Origin of the sequence: Burkholderia sp. HMSC10F09, assembly GCF_001806955.1 — a bacterium.
GTDB classification, from domain to species: Bacteria; Pseudomonadota; Gammaproteobacteria; order Burkholderiales; family Burkholderiaceae; genus Burkholderia; species Burkholderia multivorans.
Map to the genome: position 1 here is coordinate 1 of NZ_KV786650.1, position 22,765 is coordinate 22,765.

Genomic DNA, 22,765 nt, shown 5'->3' on the forward strand with positions numbered 1-22,765 from the left:
CGTCGTACCGTCGTAGACGTTGATCGTGCTCCCCGCTTCGACCGTACCGCTCAAGGTCGGCGTCGTGTCATCCGTGCTACCACCCGAAACGATTGCGCCCGTGACTGAGCCAACGTCGTCGGTTACACCGGCAATAACCGGCGCTGCCGGCGCCGTAACATCGCCAGTCACTGTCACCGATGTAGGCAGACTCGTGTTGCCGGCAGCATCGCTGGCGGTCACGGTGATTTGCGTACCAACCGGCAACGGCGTCGAAGGCGTATACCTCCACGTGCCACTCGCATCGGCCGTGACGGTTGCATCCGGCGTGCCGTCGCCATTCGTGTCGATCTGGATCGTTGCGCCGGCTTCGGCCGCACCGGACAGCGACGTCCCATCCGTCGCGTTCACCGCTGGCGCAGCCGGTGCCGTCGTATCCACCGTCAGATCAAACGCGGTACTCGGCGTGCTCACGTTGCCCGACGAATCCGTTGCCGTGACCATCAGGCTATGTGCACCTTCGCCCAAGGCAGTCGCAGGTGTGAAGCTCCAGTTGCCCGATGCGTCCGCCGTCGTCGTGCCCAGCAACGTCGTGCCGTCGTAAATATTGATCGTGCTGCCCGCCTCCGCGGTACCCGTGAGCGTCGGCGTCGTATCGTCGGTACTGCCCCCGGAAACGATTGCGCCAAGGACCGAACCAACGTCGTCCGTCACGCCCGCAACAACTGGCGCTGCCGGTGCCGTGACATCGCCGGTCACCGTCACAGTTGCAGACGGGCTTGTGTTGCCGGCTGGGTCGCTGGCAGTCACGCCGATTTGCGTGCCGACAGGCAGCGGCGTCGACGGCGTGTACGTCCACGTGCCACTCGGGTCAGCCGTCACCGTCGCATCCGGCACGCCATCCCCATTCGTGTCGATCTGAATCGTCGCACCGGCTTCGGCCGTGCCCGACAGAGAAGTGCCATCCGTCGGATTCACCGTCGGCGCAACCGGCGCCGTCGTATCGACCGTCAGATCGAACGCCGCACTCGGCACACTGACGTTCCCCGACGAATCCGTTGCCGTGACCGTCAAGCTATGCGTGCCTTCACCGAGGCCCGTCGTAGGTGTAAAACTCCAGCTCCCTGATGCGTCCGCCGTCGTCGTGCCCAACAACGTCGTGCCGTCGTAAACATTGATCGTGCTGCCCGCCTCCGCAGTACCCGTGAGCGTCGGCGTCGTGTCGTCGGTACTGCCTGCGGAAACGATTGCGCCGAGGACCGAACCAACGTCGTCCGTCACGCCCGCAATAACTGGCGCTGCAGGCGCCGTGACATCGCCGGTCACAGTCACCGATGCGGCAGGACTCGTATTACCCGCCGCGTCGCTTGCCGTCACACCGATCTGCGTGCCGAGAGGCAATGGCGTCGAAGGCGTATACGTCCACGTGCCACTCGGGTCCGCCGTCACGGTCGCATCCGGCACGCCATCCCCATTCGTATCGATCTGGATCGTCGCGCCGGCCTCGGCCGTGCCCGACAGAGAAGTGCCATCCGTCGGATTCACCGTCGGCGCAACCGGCGCCGTCGTATCGACCGTCAGACCGAACGCCGCACTCGGCGCACTGACGTTGCCGGCGATGTCGGTCGCCGTGACCGTAATCGCGTGCACGCCCTCACCGAGCGCCGCGGCGGGCGTCAAGGTCCAGTGCCCCGACGCATCGGCCGTCGTCGTACCGATCAGCGTCGTACCGTCGTAGACGTTGATCGTGCTGCCGGCTTCGGCCGTCCCGCTCAGCGTCGGCGTCGTATCGTTCGTCGCGCCGCCGCTGACGATCGGATGCTGCGCATCGTCGCTGACGGCCGTGATCGCCGGCGCGCCCGGCACCACCGTGTCGACAACCACGCCGACTGCAGCCGGCGCGCTGCTAGTGCCGTTGGCGTCAGTCTGCGTGACCGAGATCTGATGGCTGCCGTCGGGCAGCGTGCCGGGCGTGTACGACCAGCGCCCGCCGGCATCGGCCGTCACCGTCCCGACCGGCTGTCCATCGATGAAAATCGTGACCTTCGCGTTCGGCTGCGCGCCCGAGCCCGTGATCGTCGGCGTGCCGTGACGCGTCACGACGCTCGCGTTTCCGCCGATCGCCTGCTCGGCAACCGACTCGATCGTGAGCCGTCCGGGCGCCGAGCCGCCGCCCAACCCTCCCACGCCACCGGAGCCACCGCCGTCGCCGCCCCCGCCGCTGGCCGCGGCCGCCGCAATCCCGCCGGCCGCCGCAACACCGCCGAGTATCCCGAGGAGCGCGCCGGTCGACAGCCCGTCGCCGATCGGCGCATACGCGACGGCCGACTCGACAATGCCGTCGCCGCTCGCCTGCAGCGCGGAGCCGAAGTGGACGAGAAAACGTCCGTCGTCCTGCACGAACACGAGATTGTGATAATCGACGCCGTTTTCGAAGAACGCCTGCACGCGCAGCGTTCGGCCATCCTTGAATTCGACGATCAGGTCGTTCCCGGACCGCGCGTAATTGGCGACGTCCTCTTTATGAGCCGACAGCAGGAAGTTGGCGGGACCGCCGGGCGACGATGCGCTTTGCGCGCCGGCAGCGACCGGGACATCGACGTGATTGCTCAAGACGGACGAGGAAACCATTGCCGAACTCCTTGTGATGGTGTGGCAAAACGCCGGCCCGCATCGTGCGGGCGATCATGCGGACACACGGTCGCGGCCGGCCCGACCGTAACGCGACTCGCCTTGCGCAAGACGGACGGACGCGCTGTACGGACGTGATGGGTCCGCCGCTCGCGCGAAGCGGCATACGACTGAATCGAGAAGAAAGAAAATGGAGAGTGGGCTACGGACTCAGGAAAAAGTCCTCGCCGCAATCGATACCGTTGGCCTTTCGAATCAGTACGACGTTGAAGCCGCGATTCGAATCACCGGCATACCGCGGTTCGCCGGCCCCGATGCAGCGGATATTCGCCGCACGACGAATGCTGGTTTGATATTGAATGTGCATCTCTACGCCCTCGCCACATTTTTGTATCGGCTGTTATCGCGAATCACCAACAATGCGCTTTTAAGAAGCGACTTGTTGCGGCGCACAAGTCTACTTATCGTGCCCGCCTCGTGCCTGTATTGAGATTACACCGGTCTTTCACAAACATGATTGCATTTCGGCGACGCTTTTACAAATATTTTCATTCCTTCTTTCCAGTCGCTTCCGTGCAAATCAAAAACATAAACAATTTGCAAGATTGCGTCGCCTGCTTACTTGTCGATGCAAGCATTTCCTTCACTACAAATCGGGAAATGTGAACACGTTTATCACCAGATTTCCCGCCTTGAGCGGCGCGGATCGCGACTGCGCGAGCGTAGGGGCGCCATTCATACTTCGCATTGTCACCTTTTAAAACCCTAAAGCCGCAAGGCAAAAGGAACATCGGTAAGCTTTTAATGAATAACGGATTGCCGGCCGTGACTCGGCAAAAAATACCGAACCGGCCGGCGATCTCGTTACTTTCTTTCAGTCGGCGAGACCAAACAATGAAAAACAAGTCAACAATCGCCTAGATACTTCACATAAAGGCAACGAGATAATTTCCGAATCGAAATTAAAATCGCGCAACCTCTTTCTATCTACGTTCATTGCCGCGCAGAAACGACCACCTCACCACTTCTCCATTAATTCAAGCGCGACGCCGAATAACGAAATCTCCGCCGAGATTAACTCATCGAAGTAACGAATCCCCGACGATAATGCCGGACAGAGCGCCACACCAAAACTTCACGCGCCGCGCAGTGCCCCCACCACTCCGGCATTCGCACAAACACCCGCCATCCGCTCACGCCCGAAGTGCATGCGCCGCTGTCCTGAATTACCATCGCTCATCCCCGCGCGGCACGCAGCACCGTCAAGCGGCCCACTCTCGGCATTCGGGTTCATCCATCGTGCTTGCGCTCGTCATCCTCGCCGGTCTGTGGGCCGGTCTGCAAAACGCCCTGGCGTGCGGCGGCTCGTTCGTCACGCTGCCGGCGCTGATCGTGTTCGGCATGTCGCCGCTCGCCGCGAACATCACATCGACGGTCGCGCTGTTTCCGGCGCAGGTCGCTACGGGCTGGGCGAGCCGCCATATGGTGCGCGGCGCCGGCAAGCTGCCGTTTCGTGCGCTGTTCGCGATCAGCGTCGTCGGCGGCGCACTCGGCGGCCTGCTGCTGCTGAAAACGCCGTCGTCGATCTTCTCGCGGCTCGTGCCATGGCTCGTCCTGTTCGCGACGGTGCTGTTCGCGTGGGGCAGCTTCTTTCGCCGGCCGGCCGGCGAAGCCGCGCATATCGGCCCTGTCGCGGCCGCGATCTCGCAGTTTCTGATCGCGATCTACGGCGGCTATTTCGGCGGCGGCATCGGTTTCCTGATGATGGCCGCATTGACGATGGCGGGCCTGTCGCCGCGTCACGCGACGTCGACGAAGAACGCGCTCGCGGGCGTGATGAATGCGTCGGCCGTCGTGCTGTTCGTGACGTCGCCGCAGTTGCATTGGGGCGCGGCGCTCGCGCTCGGCGGCGGCGCCGTGGTCGGCGGCCTGCTCGGCACGTGGGCGCTGCATCGCGTCAACGAACGCATGCTGCGCATTGCGATCGTCTGCATCGGCGCGGCGCTGACCGTCGCGCTGTTCGTCAAGCCGATCTGAGACGGCGAGAGGCGCTCAACCGAACGGCCGCACGCCGATCAGCCAGCCGTGCAGGAACGACGCGAAGACCGCCCACGCGACCAGCCCGGCGACGACCGTGCCGACGTCGCCGGCGAGACCGCCCGCCGGATACCGGACGCCATCGCGCCGATCGCGCGCGCGCAACACGACGAAGTCGGCGAGCGACCACACGAAGAACGCGCCGAACAGGACGACCGCATGCAACGTACCGTTCGCGAGCAGATGCGCGATCGCCCAGACCATCACGCCGGCGGCCATCGGATGCCCGACCAGCGTCTTGATGCGATTGCGCGGCACATACGCGGCGGCGAGCAGCACGAACGCGATCGCGGTCAGCATGCCGGTCAGATGACGCACACCGACCGGCGACACCCACAGCAGCGCCGCGTTCTCGCGCGCGAGGCCGTAGCCGCGGACGATCAGCACGAAGCCGACGATCGACACGATGGAGAAACGGGCCCGCCAGCCGTTGGCGCCGAATCGCGCGATCATCGCGGCGCGCCAGCCTTCGGCGACGATCCGGATCGAGTGCACACCGAGGAAGATCGCTAAACCGGCAATCAGGACCAGCATCGGCTGTCTCCGTCTGGAAGGGTCAGTGGGGGAAAGACGTCCGCGCGGCGTTCGATGCGCCGTTCGCGGGCCGGCTGCGCGGCCGGCATGGGCGCGCCGCTGCGTCGGGAGCGGCCCGCGCCGATCATAAACGGCGCGGCGGTCATTGTGAAGCGCGGCCCATCACCGCTCGATCGCCGATGCGGGCCACGTTGGCCGAGCGACCTCGCAAGCGCGGGCTCGCGCGCACTTCAGCGAGTTTCAGCGAGCGCGACGAAAACCGCAGACGCGACGACGGTCACGCGCGCTTGCGGGCCGTCGCGCGCTTCGCTTTCGGTGCCGCGCGCGTGCGCCCCTTCGGCGGCCCGGCGAGCAGCGCTGCGCGATACGCGCTGCGGCACCAGTCGAACAGCGCGCCGGCATCCTCGAGCACGTCGGCCGGCGTTTCGTAATAGCCGTCGAGCGCGACGGTCCGCGTACGCCCCGCATACGAAAACGGCCCCATGCCGGCCGCGACGAACGCGGGGCGATTCACGTCGTCGACACGCAGAAACAGCGACCCGCGCGCGACGAAGCCGAACATCACGCCGTCGAGTCGCAGGGCCGCGCCGCCGAACAATCGCGTGACCGTCACCGCGCCGAGACCCGACAACTGATACGCGATCTCGTCGCCACGCGCCTTCTCCGCCTGCCAGCTCATCGCGTGTGCGCGCTCAGGCGCCGACGCAGCAGCGCTGCGTCCACGCGTCGAGCTCCGCTTCGTCGAAGCCGACCGCGGCCGCGCTGTCGCGGATCTGCCGCCACGTCGCGCGATCGACCGGAATGCCGGCTGCCGTGCGCGCGGCGCGGCTCGCTTCCTCGGGTTCGCCCGGCACGCGCACGGGCTCGTCGCCCGCCGGCGGCGACGCCTTCGCCCAGTCGACGAACGCGTCGGCTTCGCGCGCGGCATCGGCCGCATCGAATGCATTGGGGTCGATCAGCACCGACAGCATCCCGTTGACGATCGCGCTCGTCTTCTGCACGGTTTCGGCATACGTCGTATGCCCGCCCACCAGCGCACCGCCGAAGACTTCGCACATCGCCGCGAGCGCATAGCCCTTGTGCAGCCCGAACGGCAGCAGCGCGCCGAACGGCGGCACGTGCATCACGGCCGGGTCGTCGGTCGGCTGTCCGCGATGGTCGATCAGCGAACCGGCCGGCACGTGCCGGCCCTGGTTGTAGGCAACGCGCGTCTTGCCGTACGCGATCGCGCTCGTCGCGAAGTCGAGCAGCAGCGGCGGCTTGCCGGCGCGCGGATACGCGGCGCAGAACGGATTCGTGCCGAAACGCGCATCGGTGCCGTGCAGCGGCGCGACGAGCAGGTCGCCCGGCACGTTGACGAAGTGAAACGATACGAGGCCCGCACGCGCGCACTGCTCGGCCCAGTGGCCGATCCGGCCGAGATGATGGACCTCGCGCAGGCCGATCGCGCAGATGCCGATGCGCCGCGCGCGCTCGATGCCTTCGACCATCGCCTCGAACGCGACGACCTGGCCGAAGCCGCGCCCGCCGTCGATCGTCAGCACGGCGCCGCCGTCGCGCACGATCGAGGCATGGCCGTTCAGGCGCAGCCCTCCTTCGCGCCACGCCGCCACGTAGTTCGGGATCATGCCGATCCCGTGCGAATCGTGGCCCGCGAGATTCGCGCCGACCAGATGATCGGCGACGAGCCGCGCTTCGCGTGCGTGACTGCCGGCCGGCTCCCACAGCGCGGCGACGAACGCATGCAGCGGATCGGCGCCCATGCGCAGCAGGTCGGTGTCGGCAGTCGGCGGCACGGTCATCGGCGTCTCCGTCGGGACGAGGGGACTGAATGAAACGAATCGAACGGCAAACGGCGGCGGCCCGACGCCCGGGCCGCCGCGAGCGCATCAGCGCGCGGACGCGATCACGTCCGCCACTGCCGCCGTGAGCTTCTTCGCATACGGCACGTGCAGGAACTCGTTCGGCCCGTGCGCGTTCGACTTCGGCCCGAGCACGCCGCACACCATGAACTGCGCGGACGGGAAGCCTTCCTGCAGCACGTTCATCAGCGGGATCGTGCCGCCGAGGCCCATATACGCGCAGTCCGCGCCGAAGTGGCGACGCGACGCGGCGTCGAGCGACGACGCGAGCCACGGCGCGAGATCGGGTGCGCTCCAGCCGGTTGCCGCGCCGGCATCGGGCTTGAACGTGACCTTCGCGTTGTACGGCGGATCGACTTCGAGCAGTTCCTTCAGCTGCTGCACGGCCTGGGCGGCGTCGACGAGCGGCGGCAGGCGCAGCGACAGCTTGAACGCGGTGCGCGGCCGCAGCACGTTGCCCGCATCGGCCAGCGCCGGCAGGCCCGCCGCGCCGGTCACCGACAACGACGGCCGCCACGTCGAATTCAGCAGCGCCTCGCGCGGATCGGTCGTGGTCGGCAGCACCGGCTTGCCGTCCGCGCCGCATGCCCACGGCAATCCCTTCCACACCGCGTCGCCGAGAATCGCGGCGGCCGCGTCGGCCTCGCGCAGGCGGCTGGCCGGAATCTCGCAATGGAACACGCGCGGCAGCAGGTTGCCGTTCTTCGCGTCCTCGAGACGTTCGAACAGCTGACGCATGACGCGGAAGCTCGACGGCGCGATGCCGCCGTACACGCCCGAATGAATCCCTTCCTCGAGCACCTCGACCTGCAGGTCGCCGGACACGAGCCCGCGCAGCGACGTGGTCAGCCACATCTGGTCGTAGTTCCCGGCGCCGGAATCGAGGCAGACGACGAGCGATACCTGGCCGAGCCGGTCGCGCAGCGCGTCGACGTACGGCAGCAGGTCGTAGCTGCCCGATTCCTCGCAGGTTTCGATCAGGCCGACGCAGCGCGGCCGTTCGACGCCCTGCTCGTCGAGCGCGCCGAGCGCCGCGAGGCTCGCATAGATCGCGTAGCCGTCGTCCGCGCCGCCGCGGCCGTACAGCTTGCCGTTCTCGAACTTCGGCGTCCACGGGCCGAGATCGGCGCGCCAGCCGTCGAATTCGGGCTGCTTGTCGAGGTGGCCGTACAGCAGGATCGTGTCGGTGCTGCCCGAACGCGTCGCGGGCGTCTCGAAGAAGATCACGGGCGTGCGGCCCGGTAGACGGACGATCTCGAGCTTCAGCCCTTTCACCGGCTGGCGTTCGGCCCACTGCGCGGCGTCGGTGACGACACGCTCGAGATAGCCGCGCTTCGCCCAGTCGGGATCGAATGCGGGGCTCTTCGCGGGAATCGCGATGTAGTCGGTCAGGGCGTGGAGGATTTCATCGTTCCACTTGCGCTCGATAAAGGTGACGAGCTTGTCATGGTCGAGGACGGGGGTAGTGTCGACGGAGGTCATGGTGGGTGCCTGGATCGGGCTGACGAAAATCCAGATGATACGCCGATGCTCCGCCTGCGGCGGCCGTTTGCGGGTGCTTGGCGGCGCGCTGCGCGGGCGGTCGGCGCGCGCGGCGCCACGCGGTCGTCAGGCGTCCCAGCGTCGCGCGCCGCGATCCATGCCGCGCCGATAAGCGGCCGGACTCGTCGCCGCGATGCGCCGGAAATGCCGGCGCAGCGATTCTTCCGAACCGAAGCCTGCCCGCGCGGCGACCTGCGCGAGCGACAGCGCCGGATGCGTTTCGAGCAGATCCTTCGCGACATTCACGCGCTCGCGAATCAGCCACGCGAGCGGCGACATCCCTGTCGCATCCGCGAACTGCCGCTGCAGCGTGCGCGGGCTCATCGCGGCCTGCGCGGCGAGCGATGCCAGCGTATGCGGCTCGGCCGCGTGCGCGCGCATCCAGTCGATCAGTTTCGCGAGCCGGTCGGTGCCGCCCGGCGCAACGGGGCGCGGCACGAACTGCGCCTGTCCGCCGTCGCGATGCGGCGGCAGCACGAGACGCTGCGCGACGCGGTTCGCGATCGCACCGCCGTGATCGCGTCGCACCAGATGCAGCAGCATGTCGAGGCCGGCCGCCGATCCGGCCGACGTGATGATCTGCCCTTCGTCGACGTAAAGCGCGTCGGGATTCACGCGCAGCGCCGGATAGCGCGCCTGCAGCTTCTCCGCGTAGCGCCAGTGCGTCGTCACGGTGAGGCCGTCGAGCACGCCGGCCGCCGCCAGCACGAACACGCCCGAGCAGATCGAACAGAGCCGCGCGCCGCGACGATGCGCGGCGCGCAGCTTCTTCAGCAGCGGTTCCGGCGGCAGTTCGTCCGCATCGCGCCAGCCGGGGATCACGATCGTGTCTGCGCGATCGAGCATCGCGAGCCGGTACGGCGCGGCGACCGTGATGCCGCCTGCCGCGCGCACCGGCCCCGGCTCGCTCGCGCACACCGCGAAGCGGTACCAGTCGACGCCGAGTTCCGGACGGTCGAGCGCGAACAGTTCGACCGTGCAGCCGAATTCGAAGGTGCAGAGCCGGTCGTAGGCCAGCGCGACGACGCGATGATTTTTCATGGCGCGATGTTACCGGAACTTGTCGATCGCGCCACTGCCGCGCGGCGCGCGAAACCGCGATACTGGCCTCCGATCGCGCACATCGCGCCCTTTTCGAGGAGAACCTGCCCATGTCTTTCGTGACCGACGTTCCTGCCGCCGACAGCGCCGCCGCGCTCGCCCACTTCGACGCGTCGCTGCGCTTCGAGACCGACTGCTGGGACGTCCACGACGCGCTCGCGTCCGGCGCGCCGGACTTCGTGCTGCTCGACGTCCGCAGCCCCGAGCTGTTCGCGGCCGGCCATGTGCCCGGCGCGCTGAACCTCCCGCACCGGAAGATCGTGGAGGGCAAGCTGGCCGGCTATCCGCGCGACACGCTGTTCGTCGTCTACTGCGCGGGGCCGCACTGCAACGGCGCCGCACGCGCCGCGAGCCGCCTCGCGCGGCTCGGCCGGCCGGTCAAGCTGATGATCGGCGGCATCACGGGCTGGCGCGACGAAGGTTTCGCGCTGAGCAACGATACGCAATCCGAAACGGCCGATTCGCCGCGACCGTGATCGAAAACGCAACAATCAATTGCCGGCACGTGAACGGAAAAAGCGCGACAATCGGCCTCATTGCAGTTCGGACGGAGCAGCACCATGCAGAACGAAGTCCTGATTCAAGTCGCCGGGTCGGTGGTCGCGATCGCGCTCTATTTCCTGCCCGCGATCGTCGCCGATCGACGCGGCCGGCACGACAAACTGATCGTCGCCGTGTTCAACGCGCTGTTCGGCTGGACCGGCATCGGCTGGCTGATCACGCTGTACTGGGCCTGCCAGCCGAACCCGCAGGTCGACGTCGCGCAGACGATTCTGGCGAAACGCCGCGGCATCAGCATGCGTACGTTTTCGACGGGCCTCGTCGAACGCGTGCAGCGCCGCGTCGCCGCCCAGGAACGATGGGCGGAAAAACAGGGGTGCCGCTGAACCGGCTTCCCGTCATCGCGCCGCGTCGAACTTCGGCATCCTGATATTGGCCGACGCGCGGTAGCCCCACTTCAGCGCTTCGCGCGGCGGCCAGCCGCCCGCGCGCAACAGCGCCCCGAACGCTCCCACCGTCACAGCCCGCGCGATCCGCGCGCCCGGACATTGATGCGGCCCCGTGCCGAAGCCGAAGTCCGGGCCCGGCGTGCGCGCCGGCACAAAGCGATGCGGATCGCGATGCACGGCCGGATCGCGGTTCGCCGCGGCGAGCACGACGAGAATCGCCGCGCCCGCGTCGAGCGTCACGCCTTCGAGCGTCGTGCGCGCGGCGACGAAGCGTCGCGTGTTCTGCACCGGTGTCTCGAAACGCGCGACTTCCGCGACGAACGCGTCGAGCGTCGCATCGTCCGGCACGTCGGCTGGCGACACCGATTCCGCAGACGGGCGATGCCACGCGACGATCGCGTTCGCCAGCCATGCGGCCGTCGCTTCGCAGGTCTGTGACAGCAGCCCGACGAGGTTCGCGACGAGCGCACCGCTCGCGTGCCACCCCGCTTCCGCAGCCGCGTCCTTGACGGCAGACACCAGCGTGCCGTCCCGAGCATGCGACTGCGCGACGCGCACCGTCATTCGGTCGAGCAACTGTCGCGCGGCGTCGCTCGCGCGCGCCAGCGATGCGGCGTCGGACAGCGGCGACAGCGCGGCGACGAAATCGACGACCGATGCGGCGATGGCGTCAAGCTGCGATTCGTCGAAACCGAGCAGGTCGGCCACCGCCCGAACGGGCGTGGCGATACACCATGCATTCAGCGCACCGGGATCGTCGAGCGCGGGCAACTGCGCGGCGGCAAGCGTCGCCGTGCGCCCGCGCGATGCCTGCACGTCGATCTGCGCAAGCGCCGCGTGCAGCGCCTGCTTCGGCACCTGATGCCGCAGCGCGCCGTCATTCATGCGCACGAGTTCGCCGAACAGCGCGCCGGCGGACGTACCGCGCAGCGCGGGCGGCACCGGCAGATCGAGCGGACGCACGCGGCACGCCGGATGGCCGAGCACGGCCCTGACGCTCGCCGCGCGCGTCGCGACCCACAGGCCGAGCGACGCGTCGTACGCGAGCGGCGGCCCGTCGAGGAGCGCGGCGTAATACGGATAGGGATCGCGGTGCATGACCGCGGCAATCGGATCGGTCGGGTTCATGTCCGCAGTATCGGACCGCTCGGCCGCCGCTTGTTTCGGGCTCGCCTGAAATGTCGCCGTACGGCAGCGCGCACGCGCTGCGGTCCGCAGGCGAACCGGCTACGCCGCCGACCGGCAGCGGCTCGCGTGCATCCGCATGCGCGCGCGGCCGGCCGAGATGGCGCGCGGCTCGGCCACGACGGTTTCGTGATGGAACATTTCCTGCCGGAAATGCCCGGCTTCGTCGAACCACTGGCAGATCAGCCAGTCGGCGTCGTCGAACACGACCGGCCCCGCATACGTGACCGTCATGCGCGGGCCGCCGGTTTTCAGCGTGACGACGTCGCCGATACGAAATCGGCTGCGGTGATTTTCTCGGATCGTCATGGCTCTCTCAGGACTTTTTTATATATTGATTTTCCGGCCGCTTGCCGACCGTTTATTTCTCTGTCGCGCAGATTACCAATCCGGAAAATAACCGGCAACTCCCGTGTTTCAAACCGGACACGCCCGTCGAGCGCACCGGCGGCCGGCACGCATGGAGCAGCGCGCGACAGCACGGGAAAACGCGCTGCCGCGCCGATTCGCATCGTTTCAATATCGCGCGATGTGCGCCGATTATCGGCAATGAAGTTTTTGCTGAAAACGATTTTTCGGGCCGATTAAGGTTCGAATTCGACCGGCGGATTGCCGGACGCCGCAAACCAGCGATCGAGATCGCGCGACGGCACCGCGTGCGCGGCGAATTCGAACGTGCCGGCATGCGTGATCTCGCCGATCGCGCGCACGAACGCACCGAGTGCGGCACGCGCGAGCGCGCTGCCGACGCTGATGCGCTTCACGCCGAGCGCCGCCAGCGCATCGACGCTCAGCGCCGCGCCCTGCAATCCCATCACGACGTTGACGGGCGCCTGCACGGCCCGCGTCACGGCCTCGATGTCGGCCGGATCGGTCAAGCCCGGTGCATAGAGCACGTCGGCGCCCGCGTCGCGATACGCGACGAGGCGCGCGATCGTGTCCGCGAGATCGCGCCTGCCGTTCAGATAGTTTTCGCAGCGGGCGGTCAGCGTAAACGGAAACGGCAGCGCGCGTGCCGCCGCGGCAGCGGCCGCGATCCGTTCGACCGCCGCGTCGCGCGGATAGATCGGCGCGTCGGCACGGCCGGTCGCGTCCTCGATCGACCCGCCGACGGCACCCGCTTCCGCCGCGAGCCGGATCGTCTCGGCGACGATCTCGGGCGCGTCGCCAAAACCGTTTTCGAGGTCGGCGCTGACCGGCAGCCCGCCGGCGGCGGCGATCACGGCAATGTGCTCGAGCATCGCGTCCCGGCCGATCGCGTTGTCGGGCAATCCGCGCGAATACGCATAGCCGGCGCTCGTCGTCGCGAGCGCGGGGAAGCCGGCCATCGCGAGCAGCCGCGCGGTGCCGGCGTCCCACGGATTCGGAATGACGAATGCGCCGGCGCGCGCGTGCAGCGCGCGGAACGTTTCGGCGTGACGGGTCTGGTGAGCAGCATGCGGCATCGTCGTCTCCTCGGAATCGGAGACGTCAGCATACGCGCGCACGATGCGACGACGTTTCGCTGTGCGCTGAAGCGTCGCGGAAACAAGCACGGCGTGCGCAGCGGCCGCCGCCGAAGTCAAACGACGTAAGCGCCCTTCGCGTGCAGTTCGGCTTCGGCGCGCTCGAGTTCGGCGATGGCACCGCCGCCCTCGAGCGCGAGCAGTTGCGCGACGAGTGCCTCGGCCACCGCATGCGCGGCGACGAGCGACGGAAAGAACGACGGGCTGTCGTGCGTGAAGATCAGTTGCGCGTCGGCATGCAGCGCGATCGGGGATACCGCGCTGTCGGTGATCGCGACGACGCGGCTGCCCTGCGCCTTCGCGGCCTGCGCGACGCGCGTCGCTTCGGCCGAATACGGCGCGAAGCTGACGATGACGGTCGCACTGTGCTTGCCGATCGCGCGCAACTCCATTTCGAGCGACCCGGCGACACCGTTGAGCAGCGACACCGACGGGCGGAACAGCCGATAGCCGTACACGAACCCGAACGCGACCGGATAGCACGAACGGAACCCGGCGACATGAACGTGCGATGCCTTGCGGATCAGCTTCGCGGCATCGGCGAGCGCGTGCTCGTTGTGCGCGGCGGTGGCGACGAGATTCTGCTGCTGCGCGGCGAGCAGATCGTGCGCGAGCGACGCCTGCGCATCGGGCCGTACGAGCGAGCGAGCGCGCTGCGTGAGCGGCTCGGGCCGCGTGCGCACGCGTGCGACGCACAGATCGCGCAGCTCGTTCCAGCCGGGAAAGCCGAACTGCTGCGCGAGCCGCACGAGCGACGCAGGCTGCACCTGCGCACGCTGCGCGACCTTGCGCATCGAGGACATGGCCACTTCTTCGGGATGATCGAGCAGAAACGCCGCGCCCGCCTGGAATTGCGGGCTCAGCTCGGAAAATTGCGCCCGGATTCGGGACGCCAGTTCGTCGAAATTGTCGGCCATCGTGATGAAAGCGGGAACCGGTCGCTCATGGTATCACCGGCCCCGCGCGGCGATCAGCGCAGCACTTCGACGCGATCCGCATCGACCTTCACGCGGCCCGACCACTTGCGCTCGAATTCGCCGATGACTTTGACCTCGCTCTTGTCGCCGACGGGCGGGTTGCCGATCCACAGCTTGTCGTCGATCTCGACGACAATCGAACCGGTCGCATCGGCGAACTCGTAGTCCTCGCCGCCGAGGTGCTTGACGATGCGCCCCTGCAGCTGCACGTGCTGATCGTCGCGGCCGTTCGCGAGCAGCTGCTTCACCGTCGTCGGCGCGAGCGCGGACGGCCCCGTATATTGCGCATGACCGACGGCGGGCAGCGCAGCGAGCGCGACGGTCAGAATTGCGGCCAGATGTTTCATGATTGCTTTCCTCTTCTTCGATGTAACGCCGCGCTCGACACGAACGCGGCCCGCCAAGATTACGGACCGTAAGATTAAGCAAACCTGAATGCGCTGCCGAAGCGACAAGGCGCCGCATAGGACCGGTCCTAAACGACTGGCGCGCAGTAGGACCGCGCGCATTAAGCTGCACCTAAGATGCGCGCGCTTATCATGGAGGTCCGGGCGCACGGCGCCCTCCAGGACCTACATCGAACATGCGCGTACTGCTCGTCGAGGACGATCCGCTGATCGGCAGCGGGCTCGAACAGGGGCTGAAACAGGAAGGCTTCGCGGTCGACTGGGTAAAGGACGGCGACGCCGCGTCGCTTGCCCTGCGCTCCACCGGCTACGGCCTGCTGCTGCTCGATCTCGGGCTGCCGAACCGCGACGGCCTCGCGGTGCTCGCGTCGCTGCGCCGCCGCGACGAGACGCTGCCCACGATCATCATCACCGCACGCGATGGCGTGCGGGACCGCATCGCCGGGCTCGACAGCGGTGCCGACGACTATCTGGTCAAACCGTTCGAGCTGGAGGAGCTGCTCGCGCGCATCCGCGCGGTGAACCGGCGCCATGCCGGCCGCGCGCAGACGACGCTCGCGATCGGCGCGCTGCGCCTCGATCCGGTCAAGCATCAGGTGTGGCTGCACGACGACGAGGTGCCGCTGTCGCCGAAGGAATTCGTGCTGCTGCACGAGCTGATGCGCGAGCCCGGCGCCGTGATTTCACGCGAGCAGTTCGAGGAACGGCTGTACAGCTGGGGCGAGGAAATCGAGAGCAACGCCGTGCAGGTGCACATCCACAACCTGCGCAAGAAACTCGGCCACGACATGATCCGCACGGTGCGCGGCGTCGGCTATCGGATCGGTGACGGCACATGACGCGCCTGCAACGCGCGATCGCGCGCTGGCGCGGCGTGTCGCTGCGGCGCCGCCTGCTGGTGTGGCTGCTGCCGGCCGCCTGCGTGATCGGGCTCGCGGCGAGCGCCGGCACGTACTGGGGCGCGCTGCGCGAGCTCGACGATCTGCTCGACGACCAGATGCGCAGCATCTCGAAACAGATCGTCGTCGGGCCGAACGGCGAACTGTCGTTCCGAGATCGCGCCGACGACAAGCACGCGTTCAAGGTCGACGACCCCGACGCCGTGCTGCTGCAGGTCTGGCGCAACGGCACGCTCGTCTATACGACCGATCGCGAGGTCGCATTGCCGCCGCCCGCGCATGCGGGGACCGCGAGCGTCGACGTCGACGGCCAGCCGTGGCGCACGTACGTGACGCAGCGCGGCGGCACGACCATTCGGCTCGCGCAGGCTCGCCACGCGCGCTGGGAGGCGATCGCCGGCATTGCCGTGCATCTGCTGTGGCCGGTGTTCTCGATGCTGCCGGTACTCGCGATCGGGCTGTGGTTCGGCATCGGCGCCGGACTGCGGCCGCTGCGCACGATCGCGGCCGGCCTCCGGCGCCGAAATGCCGGCAACCTCGAACCGGTCGACGTGGCGGCGATGCCGAACGAGGTTCGCCCGCTTGCCGAAGCGATCAACGACCTGCTCGCGCGGCTCGACCGATCGTTCACGCTGCAGCGGCACTTCATCGCCGATGCCGCGCACGAGCTGCGCACGCCGATCATGGGCCTGTCGATCCAGTCGCAGCTGCTGCGGCGTGCGGCCACGGCCGAGGAGCGCGAGCGGATCCTGGCGCAGATCCATGCGGGGACGACGCGTCTCGGCCATCTCGCCGAGCAGTTGCTGACACTCGCGCGCCTCGAACCCGACGCGCAGGCGGCCGCCTTCGCACCGGTCGATCTCGCGGCGCTGTGCCGGTCGGTGGTCGCCGATCGCGCGCGCGTCGCCGATGCGCACCGCATCAATCTCGGCGCGATCGTGTCGTCGCCCGTGATCGTCGCCGGCCATGCCGACACACTGCGCGTGCTGCTGAACAACCTCGTCGACAACGCGATCCGCTATGCGGGCGACGGCGCACGCGTCGACGTGTGCGCGCGCAACGACGGCACGACGCCCGTGCTCGAAGTCGCCGACGACGGCCCCGGCATCCCGGAAGCCGAACGCGCGCACGTATGGGAGCGCTTCTATCGCGGCGAAGGCGCGCAGACCGCGACGTCGTCGGGCAGCGGGCTCGGCCTGTCGATCGTGAAGCGGATCGCGGAGCAGCATCGCGCGACGGTCGCGCTCGGCACGACGCACGGCGGACGCGGGCTCACGGTATCGGTACGTTTTCCCGAGCCGGCGTGACGGCTTGTCCACAGATTTTGTTGGCAAGCTTGTGGATATCCTGCGCATCGCGTAGCTAAGCCGTTGATCCGACGGACATTGGCACGCGTGATGCAGACGACGCACGCGCGCACGCCAGGATCCGCATCGACGCGCCGCATCGCGCATCGCGATGCCGCAACGCGGCCCGGCACGTCGCGCGGTTACCCACAGATTTTGTTGGCAAGCTTGTGGATAGGCTGCGCATACGACGCGCAAACATTTGATCGGAAACGCTTTGTTCGCGTCGCTGAAAATGCGTCACGCGGGTCGTACGTGACGCCGCCCGGCGGCGACCGTCGCGGCCGCGCGCCGCGCGCCGCGCGCTTGTCCACAGATTTTGTTGGCAAGCGTGTGGATAGCCTGCGCATACCGCGCTCAAGCGCTTGATCCGAAACGCCTTATTCGAATCGCCGCGAACGCGGCAACGCATCGCTTGGCCGGTGCGCGCGATGCATCGTCATGCGCTTTTCCACATTTTTTGTTGGCAAGGATGTGGATAGGCTGAGCATACGCGCGCCAAGTCGTTGATTGCACAACGTTTCGATGCGCAGATCACGACTGCGGCACCGCACGCGCATGCTTCATTCACGAGCGGCCGCTCAGCCGAGCGTCGCGATCGCGATCCGCGTCGCGGTCGCGATCACGTCGTCCTTCGCCTTCGCATCGGCACGCGTCTGCGTGTAGTAGACGGCAAGCACGATCGGCGCGCGCGACGGCGGCCACATCACGCCGACATCGTTCGTCGTCCCGTAGTCGCCGGTGCCCGTCTTGTCGCCGACGCGCCAGCCGGCCGGCACGCCCGCGCGGATACGCTTGTCGCCGACCTTGTTGCCGCGCAGCCATTCGATCAGCTGCGCGCGCTGTGCGGCCGGCAACGCATCGCCGAGCACGAGCACGCGCAGGCTCGCGGCCATCGCCGCGGGCGTCGTCGTGTCGCGAAGATCGCCCGGCAGCGCGGTATTCAGCTCGGTCTCCCAGCGATCGAGCCGGAACGTGTCGTCGCCGATCGAGCGCGCATAGGCCGTGACCGCCGCCGGGCCGCCGATCAGCTTCATCAGCTCGTTCGCGGCCGTGCTGTCGCTGTACTGGATCGTCGCCGCGCAGAGCTCGGCGACCGTCATGCCGGTGTCGACGTGTCGCTCGGTCACCGGCGAGTAGCTGACGAGATCGGACCGGCCGTACGTCACGCGCTGCTGCAGCAGGCCGGGATGCGCGACGCTTTGCGCGAGCACCGCCGCGCCGAGCATCGCCTTGAAGGTGCTGCAGAAAGGGAAGCGCTCGTCCGCGCGATGCAACGTGCGCCGCCCGGTCGCGGTATCGATCGCGCAGACGCCGAGCCGGCCGCCGGCCGCGCGTTCGAGCGCGGCGAACGATGCCGGCGCCGCGCCGACAGGCGACGCTGCGTCGGACACCGCCGCATCGCGCGCCGCGCATGCGCCGACGGACAACGCGAGCGGCGCCGCCGCGGCAGCCAGCAACAGGATTCGACGTTGAGATGAATGAGTCATGGCGAAGGTCTCGTGATGAAAGGGAACGCGAAACGAATGGGGAATGCCGGCCGGCGAGACAGCACTATCGTCACTTTACGGTTACCCGACAAGCAACGATAATTGAGCGCTGCCCAAAGAAAACCTTATGGCCAAGCTCCGCCCTCACCTTCCGCTCAATGCCCTGCGCGCGTTCGAATCGTCGGCGCGCCATCTCAACTTCACGCGCGCGGGCCTCGAGCTGAGCGTCACGCAGGCGGCGGTCAGCCAGCAGGTACGCGCGCTCGAAGAACGGCTCGGCTGCGCACTGTTCACGCGTTTGCCGCGCGGGCTCGATCTGACGGACGAAGGCCGCGCGCTGCTGCCCGTGCTCAGCGATGCGTTCAGCCGCATCGAGACGGTGCTCCAGCAGTTCGACGGCGGGCGGCTGCGGCAGGTGCTGACGCTCGGCGTCGTCGGCACGTTTGCCCTAGGTTGGCTAATGCCGAGACTGAAGCGCTTCCGCGATACGCATCCGTTCGTGGAGCTGCGGCTGCGCACGCACAACAACGTCGTCGACCTCGCCGCCGAAGGGCTCGACTTCGCGATCCGCTTCGGCCAGGGCAACTGGCCGGCCACGCGCAACGAGCGGCTGTTCGACGCACCGCTCACCGCGCTGTGCGCACCCGACATCGCGCGCCGCCTCACGCAGCCGGCCGATCTCGCGCACGAAACGCTGCTGCGTTCGTATCGCACGGACGAATGGCTCGGCTGGTTCGACGCCGCGCGGCTCGAACCATGGACCGTCAACGGGCCGGTGTTCGATTCGTCGCGGCTGATGGTCGAAGCGGCGATGCAGGGCGTGGGCATTGCGCTCGCGCCGGCCTGCATGTTCGAACGCGAACTGCAGCTCGGCCTGCTCGCGCGGCCGCTCGACATCGACGTGCACGCGGGCGGCTACTGGCTCACGTCGCTGAAGTCGAAACCGCTGACGCCCGCGATGACGCTGTTTCGCGACTGGATTACGGCCGAGGCATCCGCGGCCGCCTCGGCAGCTGCGGATGCCGACTGAGCGACGCGTCGCTTGTCCACAGATTTTGTTGGCAAGGATGTGGATATCCTGGGTATCCGGGCGCTAAGCCCTTGATCGCGCACGATTTACGGCGCCGACTCGGCCATCGGGCAGCGCGCGCGGCAACGGCCGAGCGCGATGTCGCGACGCGCCGGATTCCACGCTGAAGCGACATAATCGGCCGGCGCTTGTCCACAGATTTTGTTGGCAAGCCTGTGGATATCCCGTCGATGCGGGCTGTAACGTCTTGATACAAAGGGGGAATTTGCGACGATGCCGCGGCGCGTCAACGCGGCGGCAGCGGGTGGCGGTTCGCGTACGATGCGCGGCGCGGGCGCGCCGCGCGATGCCGGTTCTCCACAGTTTGTGTTGGCAAGCTTGTGGATATCCTGCGCATCGCGTACGTAAGGCATTGAGCGGACGGCGTTTTGCGATGTTTTCGCGGAAACGGGCAGCGGGGCCGGGCGGCTCAATGGCGCTCGAGGCCGCCGCGCAGTTCGTTCGCCTTGTCGCGCAGCGCTTCGTAGCCCGAGCGCGCATGCTCGGGCAGGTCCGGGTCGCCGATCAGCGCGCCGAGCGTTTCGATCAGGCTGAACAGAATGCCCTTCGCGGCACCGACCGCGATGCTCTGCGATTCGATCGACCTGTGCAGGTGGTCGACTGCCGCCTCGAGATTTTCGAGCTTGTGCTCGCCGTCGTCCGGCCGGTTGTCGGTCGCCATCGTGTTCCTCCGCGTGGGTTCAACGGTCATGTGTCGATTCTATGCCGCGCTGCGCGAACGTGGCGCGTCATCGCGCCACGCCCGCGCGGGCGCCGTTACAGCACGGCGACGACGTTCACGCGCCCCGGCTCCGACGCAGCCGCGACGACCTGCCCGTCGACGCGGCGGAACGTCAGCGACACGGTCTCCTCGCCCACGCGCAGATCGTCGATGCGCAGCCACGAAACACCTTCGGGCAGCGCCGGGCGTTCGACGCGCACTTCCAGGCGCGCCGCATCGATGCTGACGCCGAGACACGCCTGCAGCATCATGAACGGCGCACCCGCCGCCCACGCCTGCGGCAGGCATGCGACCGGATACGCGGTCGGCGGCTCGCCGCGCCGGCGCGGAAAACCGCAGAACAGTTCCGGCAGCCGCATCTCGAAGCTCACGGCCGCTTCGAACAGCGCACCGAGCAGGTTCACCGCGGCCGTCTTGTCGCCATAGCGCGCAAGCCCGCGCGCGATTAGCGCATTGTCGTGCGGCCACACGGACCCGTTGTGATACGCCATCGGATTGAAGCGCGGCTGGCCGGCCGCGAGCGTGCGCACGCCCCAGCCCGTCTGGAACAGCGTCGAGCCGAGCACGCCGGCGACCGCCGCGCCGCGCGCGTGCTCGGGCAGGCCGAACGCGAGCAGGTGCCCGGCGTTCGATGCGAGCACGCGGCACAGGTCGCCGTGCCCGTCGAGCGCGATGCCGTAGAAGCCCGACTCCGGCATCCAGAACAACGCTTCGACCTGCTCGCGCAGCGTCTTCGCACGCAATGCGTAGCGCGTCGCATCGGCCGAGTGGCCGCGCCGCCGCGAGCACGCGGCCATCGCGTCGAGCGCCGCGCACGCATACGCCTGCACCTCGACGAGCGCGATCGGGCCGTCCGGGAAACGGCCGTCCGCGTGGAACACCGAATCGTGGCTGTCCTTCCAGCCCTGATTGGCGAGGCCGCGCTCCGACGTGCGCTGATAGTCGAGCAGCCCGTACGGATTGCGGTCGCACTTGTCGATCACCCAGCGCGCGGCGCTCTCGAGCGCCGGCCACAGCTCGTCGATCAGCGTGTCGTCGCCCGTACGTTCGGCGTATGCGCCGGCGAGGACGATGAACAGCGGCGTGGTATCGACGCCGCCGTAGTAGAGCGCGAACGGCACTTCGCCGGTTGCCGCCATCTCGCTGCGGCGGAACTCGTGCATGATCTTGCCCGGCTCCGCATCGCGGAACGCGGACGTCTCGTGCGCCTGATGCGTGGCCAGAAAGCGCAGCACGCCGCGCGCGAGCGACGGCTGCAGCCACAGCATCTGCAGCGACGTGATGATCGCGTCGCGGCCGAACGGCGTCGAAAACCACGGAATGCCCGCATACGGGTACGGTCCCGTGTCGAGCTGCGTCGTCAGCAGCCCGAGATCGGCGAGCGAACGGTCGAGCCAGGCGTCGAACAGCGGGTTGCCGGTCCGCACGCGCGCCATCGTCTCGCGCCGCGCGCGCATCGCGCGATGCACGCCGACCAGCGCGGTGCGCAGCGCGACGCGGCCGCAGCCCGGCGCTTCTCCCGGCCGCTCGCCGACCGTGGCCGCGACGGTCAGATAGATCGACACGCAAGCCTGCGCGGCAATCGTCAGCGTGTAGTCGGCGCGGTCGACCGACAGCGCGTCCGGTGCCGGCGAGAAATGCACGGTGACGTTGCGCTCGACGCCGTCGAGACCGTCGTAGCGCAACCGCACCGCGCCTTCGGCGACGCACGGCTCGGCAATCGTGCCGCGCTTCGGACGCGGCGTGCCGCGCACCTCGAACATGTCCTTGAAATCGGCCGCGAACGATAGCGACAGCGGCACTTCGGCTTCGGTCGCGCCGTAGTTGGTCAGCGTCAACGCCTCGTAGAGCACGTCGCCCTCGAGCACGCGCATCCGCTCGATATGGATCACGCCCTCGGGCGTCTCGCGGCCGCCGAGCGGCGGCAGCGGGCGGTTCGTCAGGTGCGCGGTGAACGACGCGTTGTCCGCGCTCGTCGCGCCGGACAGCAGCGAAGGCGCACGGCCGCCGAACGTCAGCCGCCACGTCGACAGCACGCGCATGTCGTCGACGAACAGGCCGTCGTCGCGGCCGCCGATGTCGCCGAGCGCGTCGCTGACCACGAACGCGTCACCCGATTTCAGGACGTACTGGTTGTTGCGCGCCGGCGCCTGTGCATCGGCTTCGGGCGCAATGAACACGGGGCCCGACGCTTGCGCCGGGGGAACAGGCGCGACTTGCGGCGCCTGGGTCGTCGTTGCTTCGTCGTGATTCGCCATCGATGCTCCTGTGTCGAAGCGCGACGCGCGGCGCACGTCGCGTGTTTCGCACAGGATAGGTCAGATCGATGCGTGCGCGCAGTGCGCGTGGCCGTCTCGCGACGCGCAGGCGTGCGCCGTTGGCCGCTTGAAAGACCCTCGCCGGCGGCCGCTGCCGGCGCCGCGCGGCGCGTGCGGCCGTCAGCCGAGCG

Annotated in this window: 22 protein-coding genes and 1 pseudogene; 8 read left to right on the forward strand and 15 right to left on the reverse strand. The window is 68.0% G+C overall.

Annotation, left to right across the window (positions count from 1 at the left end; genetic code table 11):
* The coding region (locus HMPREF3115_RS10575) for an Ig-like domain-containing protein (RefSeq protein ID WP_141751665.1) at positions 1 to 2,610 on the reverse strand (2,610 nt) is incomplete at its 3' end.
* 190 nt (positions 2,611 to 2,800) lie between these two features.
* Here HMPREF3115_RS10575 and HMPREF3115_RS31540 point away from each other — a divergent pair.
* Positions 2,801 to 3,100, forward strand: a complete 300-nt coding sequence (locus tag HMPREF3115_RS31540; protein WP_175685155.1) for a hypothetical protein — start codon at positions 2,801 to 2,803, stop codon at positions 3,098 to 3,100.
* A 58-nt stretch (positions 3,101 to 3,158) separates the two neighbouring features.
* Here HMPREF3115_RS31540 and HMPREF3115_RS30840 read toward each other — a convergent pair whose 3' ends face one another.
* A complete protein-coding gene (locus HMPREF3115_RS30840) occupies positions 3,159 to 3,515 on the reverse strand; it encodes a hypothetical protein (RefSeq protein WP_125902416.1) in 357 nt (118 codons plus the stop codon).
* Positions 3,516 to 3,909: 394 nt separating this feature from the next.
* Between HMPREF3115_RS30840 and HMPREF3115_RS10580 the strand changes: the two genes are divergently transcribed.
* The gene (locus HMPREF3115_RS10580) at positions 3,910 to 4,647 is read left to right on the forward strand and encodes a sulfite exporter TauE/SafE family protein (RefSeq protein ID WP_070554348.1); all 738 of its coding nucleotides are present in this window, start codon (positions 3,910 to 3,912) and stop codon (positions 4,645 to 4,647) included.
* Positions 4,648 to 4,662: 15 nt separating this feature from the next.
* On the opposite strand, the gene HMPREF3115_RS10585 is transcribed toward HMPREF3115_RS10580, so the two are convergent.
* From HMPREF3115_RS10585 to ftrA, 5 genes and pseudogenes are all read right to left on the reverse strand, one after another.
* Positions 4,663 to 5,241 (reverse strand): NnrU family protein, encoded by a 579-nt coding sequence (locus tag HMPREF3115_RS10585; RefSeq protein ID WP_053298303.1) that lies wholly within the window; start codon positions 5,239 to 5,241, stop codon positions 4,663 to 4,665.
* Between the two features lie 280 nt (positions 5,242 to 5,521).
* Positions 5,522 to 5,920, reverse strand: a pseudogene (locus tag HMPREF3115_RS10590) (TfoX/Sxy family protein); the annotation flags it as partial.
* A 13-nt stretch (positions 5,921 to 5,933) separates the two neighbouring features.
* Complete coding sequence (locus HMPREF3115_RS10595; RefSeq protein ID WP_070554352.1) at positions 5,934 to 7,043, reverse strand: malate/lactate/ureidoglycolate dehydrogenase; 1,110 nt, start codon at positions 7,041 to 7,043, stop codon at positions 5,934 to 5,936.
* A gap of 87 nt (positions 7,044 to 7,130) precedes the next feature.
* A complete protein-coding gene (locus HMPREF3115_RS10600; protein ID WP_006406157.1) occupies positions 7,131 to 8,585 on the reverse strand; it encodes a M20 family metallopeptidase in 1,455 nt (484 codons plus the stop codon).
* A gap of 126 nt (positions 8,586 to 8,711) precedes the next feature.
* Complete coding sequence (ftrA, locus tag HMPREF3115_RS10605) at positions 8,712 to 9,686, reverse strand: transcriptional regulator FtrA (RefSeq protein WP_006406156.1); 975 nt, start codon at positions 9,684 to 9,686, stop codon at positions 8,712 to 8,714.
* A gap of 110 nt (positions 9,687 to 9,796) precedes the next feature.
* Here ftrA and HMPREF3115_RS10610 point away from each other — a divergent pair, with 110 nt between their 5' ends.
* Entirely contained in the window at positions 9,797 to 10,222 is a 426-nt protein-coding gene (locus HMPREF3115_RS10610) for a rhodanese-like domain-containing protein (protein WP_070554354.1), read from the forward strand.
* A gap of 84 nt (positions 10,223 to 10,306) precedes the next feature.
* Positions 10,307 to 10,633: a superinfection immunity protein gene (locus tag HMPREF3115_RS10615; RefSeq protein WP_006396528.1), complete on the forward strand. Its 327-nt coding sequence runs from the start codon at positions 10,307 to 10,309 to the stop codon at positions 10,631 to 10,633.
* Positions 10,634 to 10,645: 12 nt separating this feature from the next.
* Here HMPREF3115_RS10615 and HMPREF3115_RS10620 read toward each other — a convergent pair whose 3' ends face one another.
* The 5 genes from HMPREF3115_RS10620 to HMPREF3115_RS10640 form a co-directional block, all read right to left on the reverse strand.
* A complete protein-coding gene (locus tag HMPREF3115_RS10620) occupies positions 10,646 to 11,824 on the reverse strand; it encodes a cytochrome P450 (protein WP_070554356.1) in 1,179 nt (392 codons plus the stop codon).
* A 99-nt stretch (positions 11,825 to 11,923) separates the two neighbouring features.
* On the reverse strand, positions 11,924 to 12,190 hold the full coding sequence (locus tag HMPREF3115_RS10625) for a YodC family protein (protein ID WP_006396526.1): 267 nt from the start codon (positions 12,188 to 12,190) through the stop codon (positions 11,924 to 11,926).
* Positions 12,191 to 12,465: 275 nt separating this feature from the next.
* Positions 12,466 to 13,326 carry an isocitrate lyase/PEP mutase family protein gene (locus HMPREF3115_RS10630; protein ID WP_065496744.1) on the reverse strand — a complete coding sequence of 287 codons (861 nt, stop codon included), beginning with the start codon at positions 13,324 to 13,326 and terminating at the stop codon, positions 12,466 to 12,468.
* Between the two features lie 116 nt (positions 13,327 to 13,442).
* Positions 13,443 to 14,303 carry a MurR/RpiR family transcriptional regulator gene (locus HMPREF3115_RS10635; RefSeq protein WP_006410616.1) on the reverse strand — a complete coding sequence of 287 codons (861 nt, stop codon included), beginning with the start codon at positions 14,301 to 14,303 and terminating at the stop codon, positions 13,443 to 13,445.
* A gap of 53 nt (positions 14,304 to 14,356) precedes the next feature.
* On the reverse strand, positions 14,357 to 14,710 hold the full coding sequence (locus tag HMPREF3115_RS10640; RefSeq protein WP_006410600.1) for a NirD/YgiW/YdeI family stress tolerance protein: 354 nt from the start codon (positions 14,708 to 14,710) through the stop codon (positions 14,357 to 14,359).
* Positions 14,711 to 14,946: 236 nt separating this feature from the next.
* Here HMPREF3115_RS10640 and HMPREF3115_RS10645 point away from each other — a divergent pair, with 236 nt between their 5' ends.
* The 3 genes from HMPREF3115_RS10645 to HMPREF3115_RS31895 all read left to right on the forward strand — a co-directional run bounded on the left by HMPREF3115_RS10645 (position 14,947) and on the right by HMPREF3115_RS31895 (position 17,384).
* Positions 14,947 to 15,609: a response regulator gene (locus HMPREF3115_RS10645; RefSeq protein ID WP_006410590.1), complete on the forward strand. Its 663-nt coding sequence runs from the start codon at positions 14,947 to 14,949 to the stop codon at positions 15,607 to 15,609.
* Positions 15,606 to 16,976: an ATP-binding protein gene (locus HMPREF3115_RS10650; RefSeq protein ID WP_065496162.1), complete on the forward strand. Its 1,371-nt coding sequence runs from the start codon at positions 15,606 to 15,608 to the stop codon at positions 16,974 to 16,976. Before HMPREF3115_RS10645 ends, HMPREF3115_RS10650 begins: the two co-directional genes overlap by 4 nt.
* A gap of 90 nt (positions 16,977 to 17,066) precedes the next feature.
* A complete protein-coding gene (locus HMPREF3115_RS31895) occupies positions 17,067 to 17,384 on the forward strand; it encodes a hypothetical protein (protein WP_227747531.1) in 318 nt (105 codons plus the stop codon).
* Between the two features lie 212 nt (positions 17,385 to 17,596).
* Here the strand turns inward: HMPREF3115_RS31895 and blaPEN-A are convergent, their stop codons facing one another.
* Positions 17,597 to 18,505 carry a PEN-A family class A beta-lactamase gene (blaPEN-A, locus tag HMPREF3115_RS10655; protein WP_070554358.1) on the reverse strand — a complete coding sequence of 303 codons (909 nt, stop codon included), beginning with the start codon at positions 18,503 to 18,505 and terminating at the stop codon, positions 17,597 to 17,599.
* A gap of 127 nt (positions 18,506 to 18,632) precedes the next feature.
* Here blaPEN-A and penR point away from each other — a divergent pair, with 127 nt between their 5' ends.
* Positions 18,633 to 19,535 (forward strand): beta-lactamase transcriptional regulator PenR, encoded by a 903-nt coding sequence (gene penR / locus HMPREF3115_RS10660; protein WP_059940770.1) that lies wholly within the window; start codon positions 18,633 to 18,635, stop codon positions 19,533 to 19,535.
* 469 nt (positions 19,536 to 20,004) lie between these two features.
* Here the strand turns inward: penR and HMPREF3115_RS10665 are convergent, their stop codons facing one another.
* Together HMPREF3115_RS10665 and HMPREF3115_RS10670 are read right to left on the reverse strand one after the other, a co-directional pair.
* The gene (locus HMPREF3115_RS10665; RefSeq protein ID WP_006406141.1) at positions 20,005 to 20,256 is read right to left on the reverse strand and encodes a hypothetical protein; all 252 of its coding nucleotides are present in this window, start codon (positions 20,254 to 20,256) and stop codon (positions 20,005 to 20,007) included.
* 95 nt (positions 20,257 to 20,351) lie between these two features.
* On the reverse strand, positions 20,352 to 22,574 hold the full coding sequence (locus tag HMPREF3115_RS10670; protein WP_006410608.1) for an amylo-alpha-1,6-glucosidase: 2,223 nt from the start codon (positions 22,572 to 22,574) through the stop codon (positions 20,352 to 20,354).
* Positions 22,575 to 22,765 lie beyond the last annotated feature (191 nt).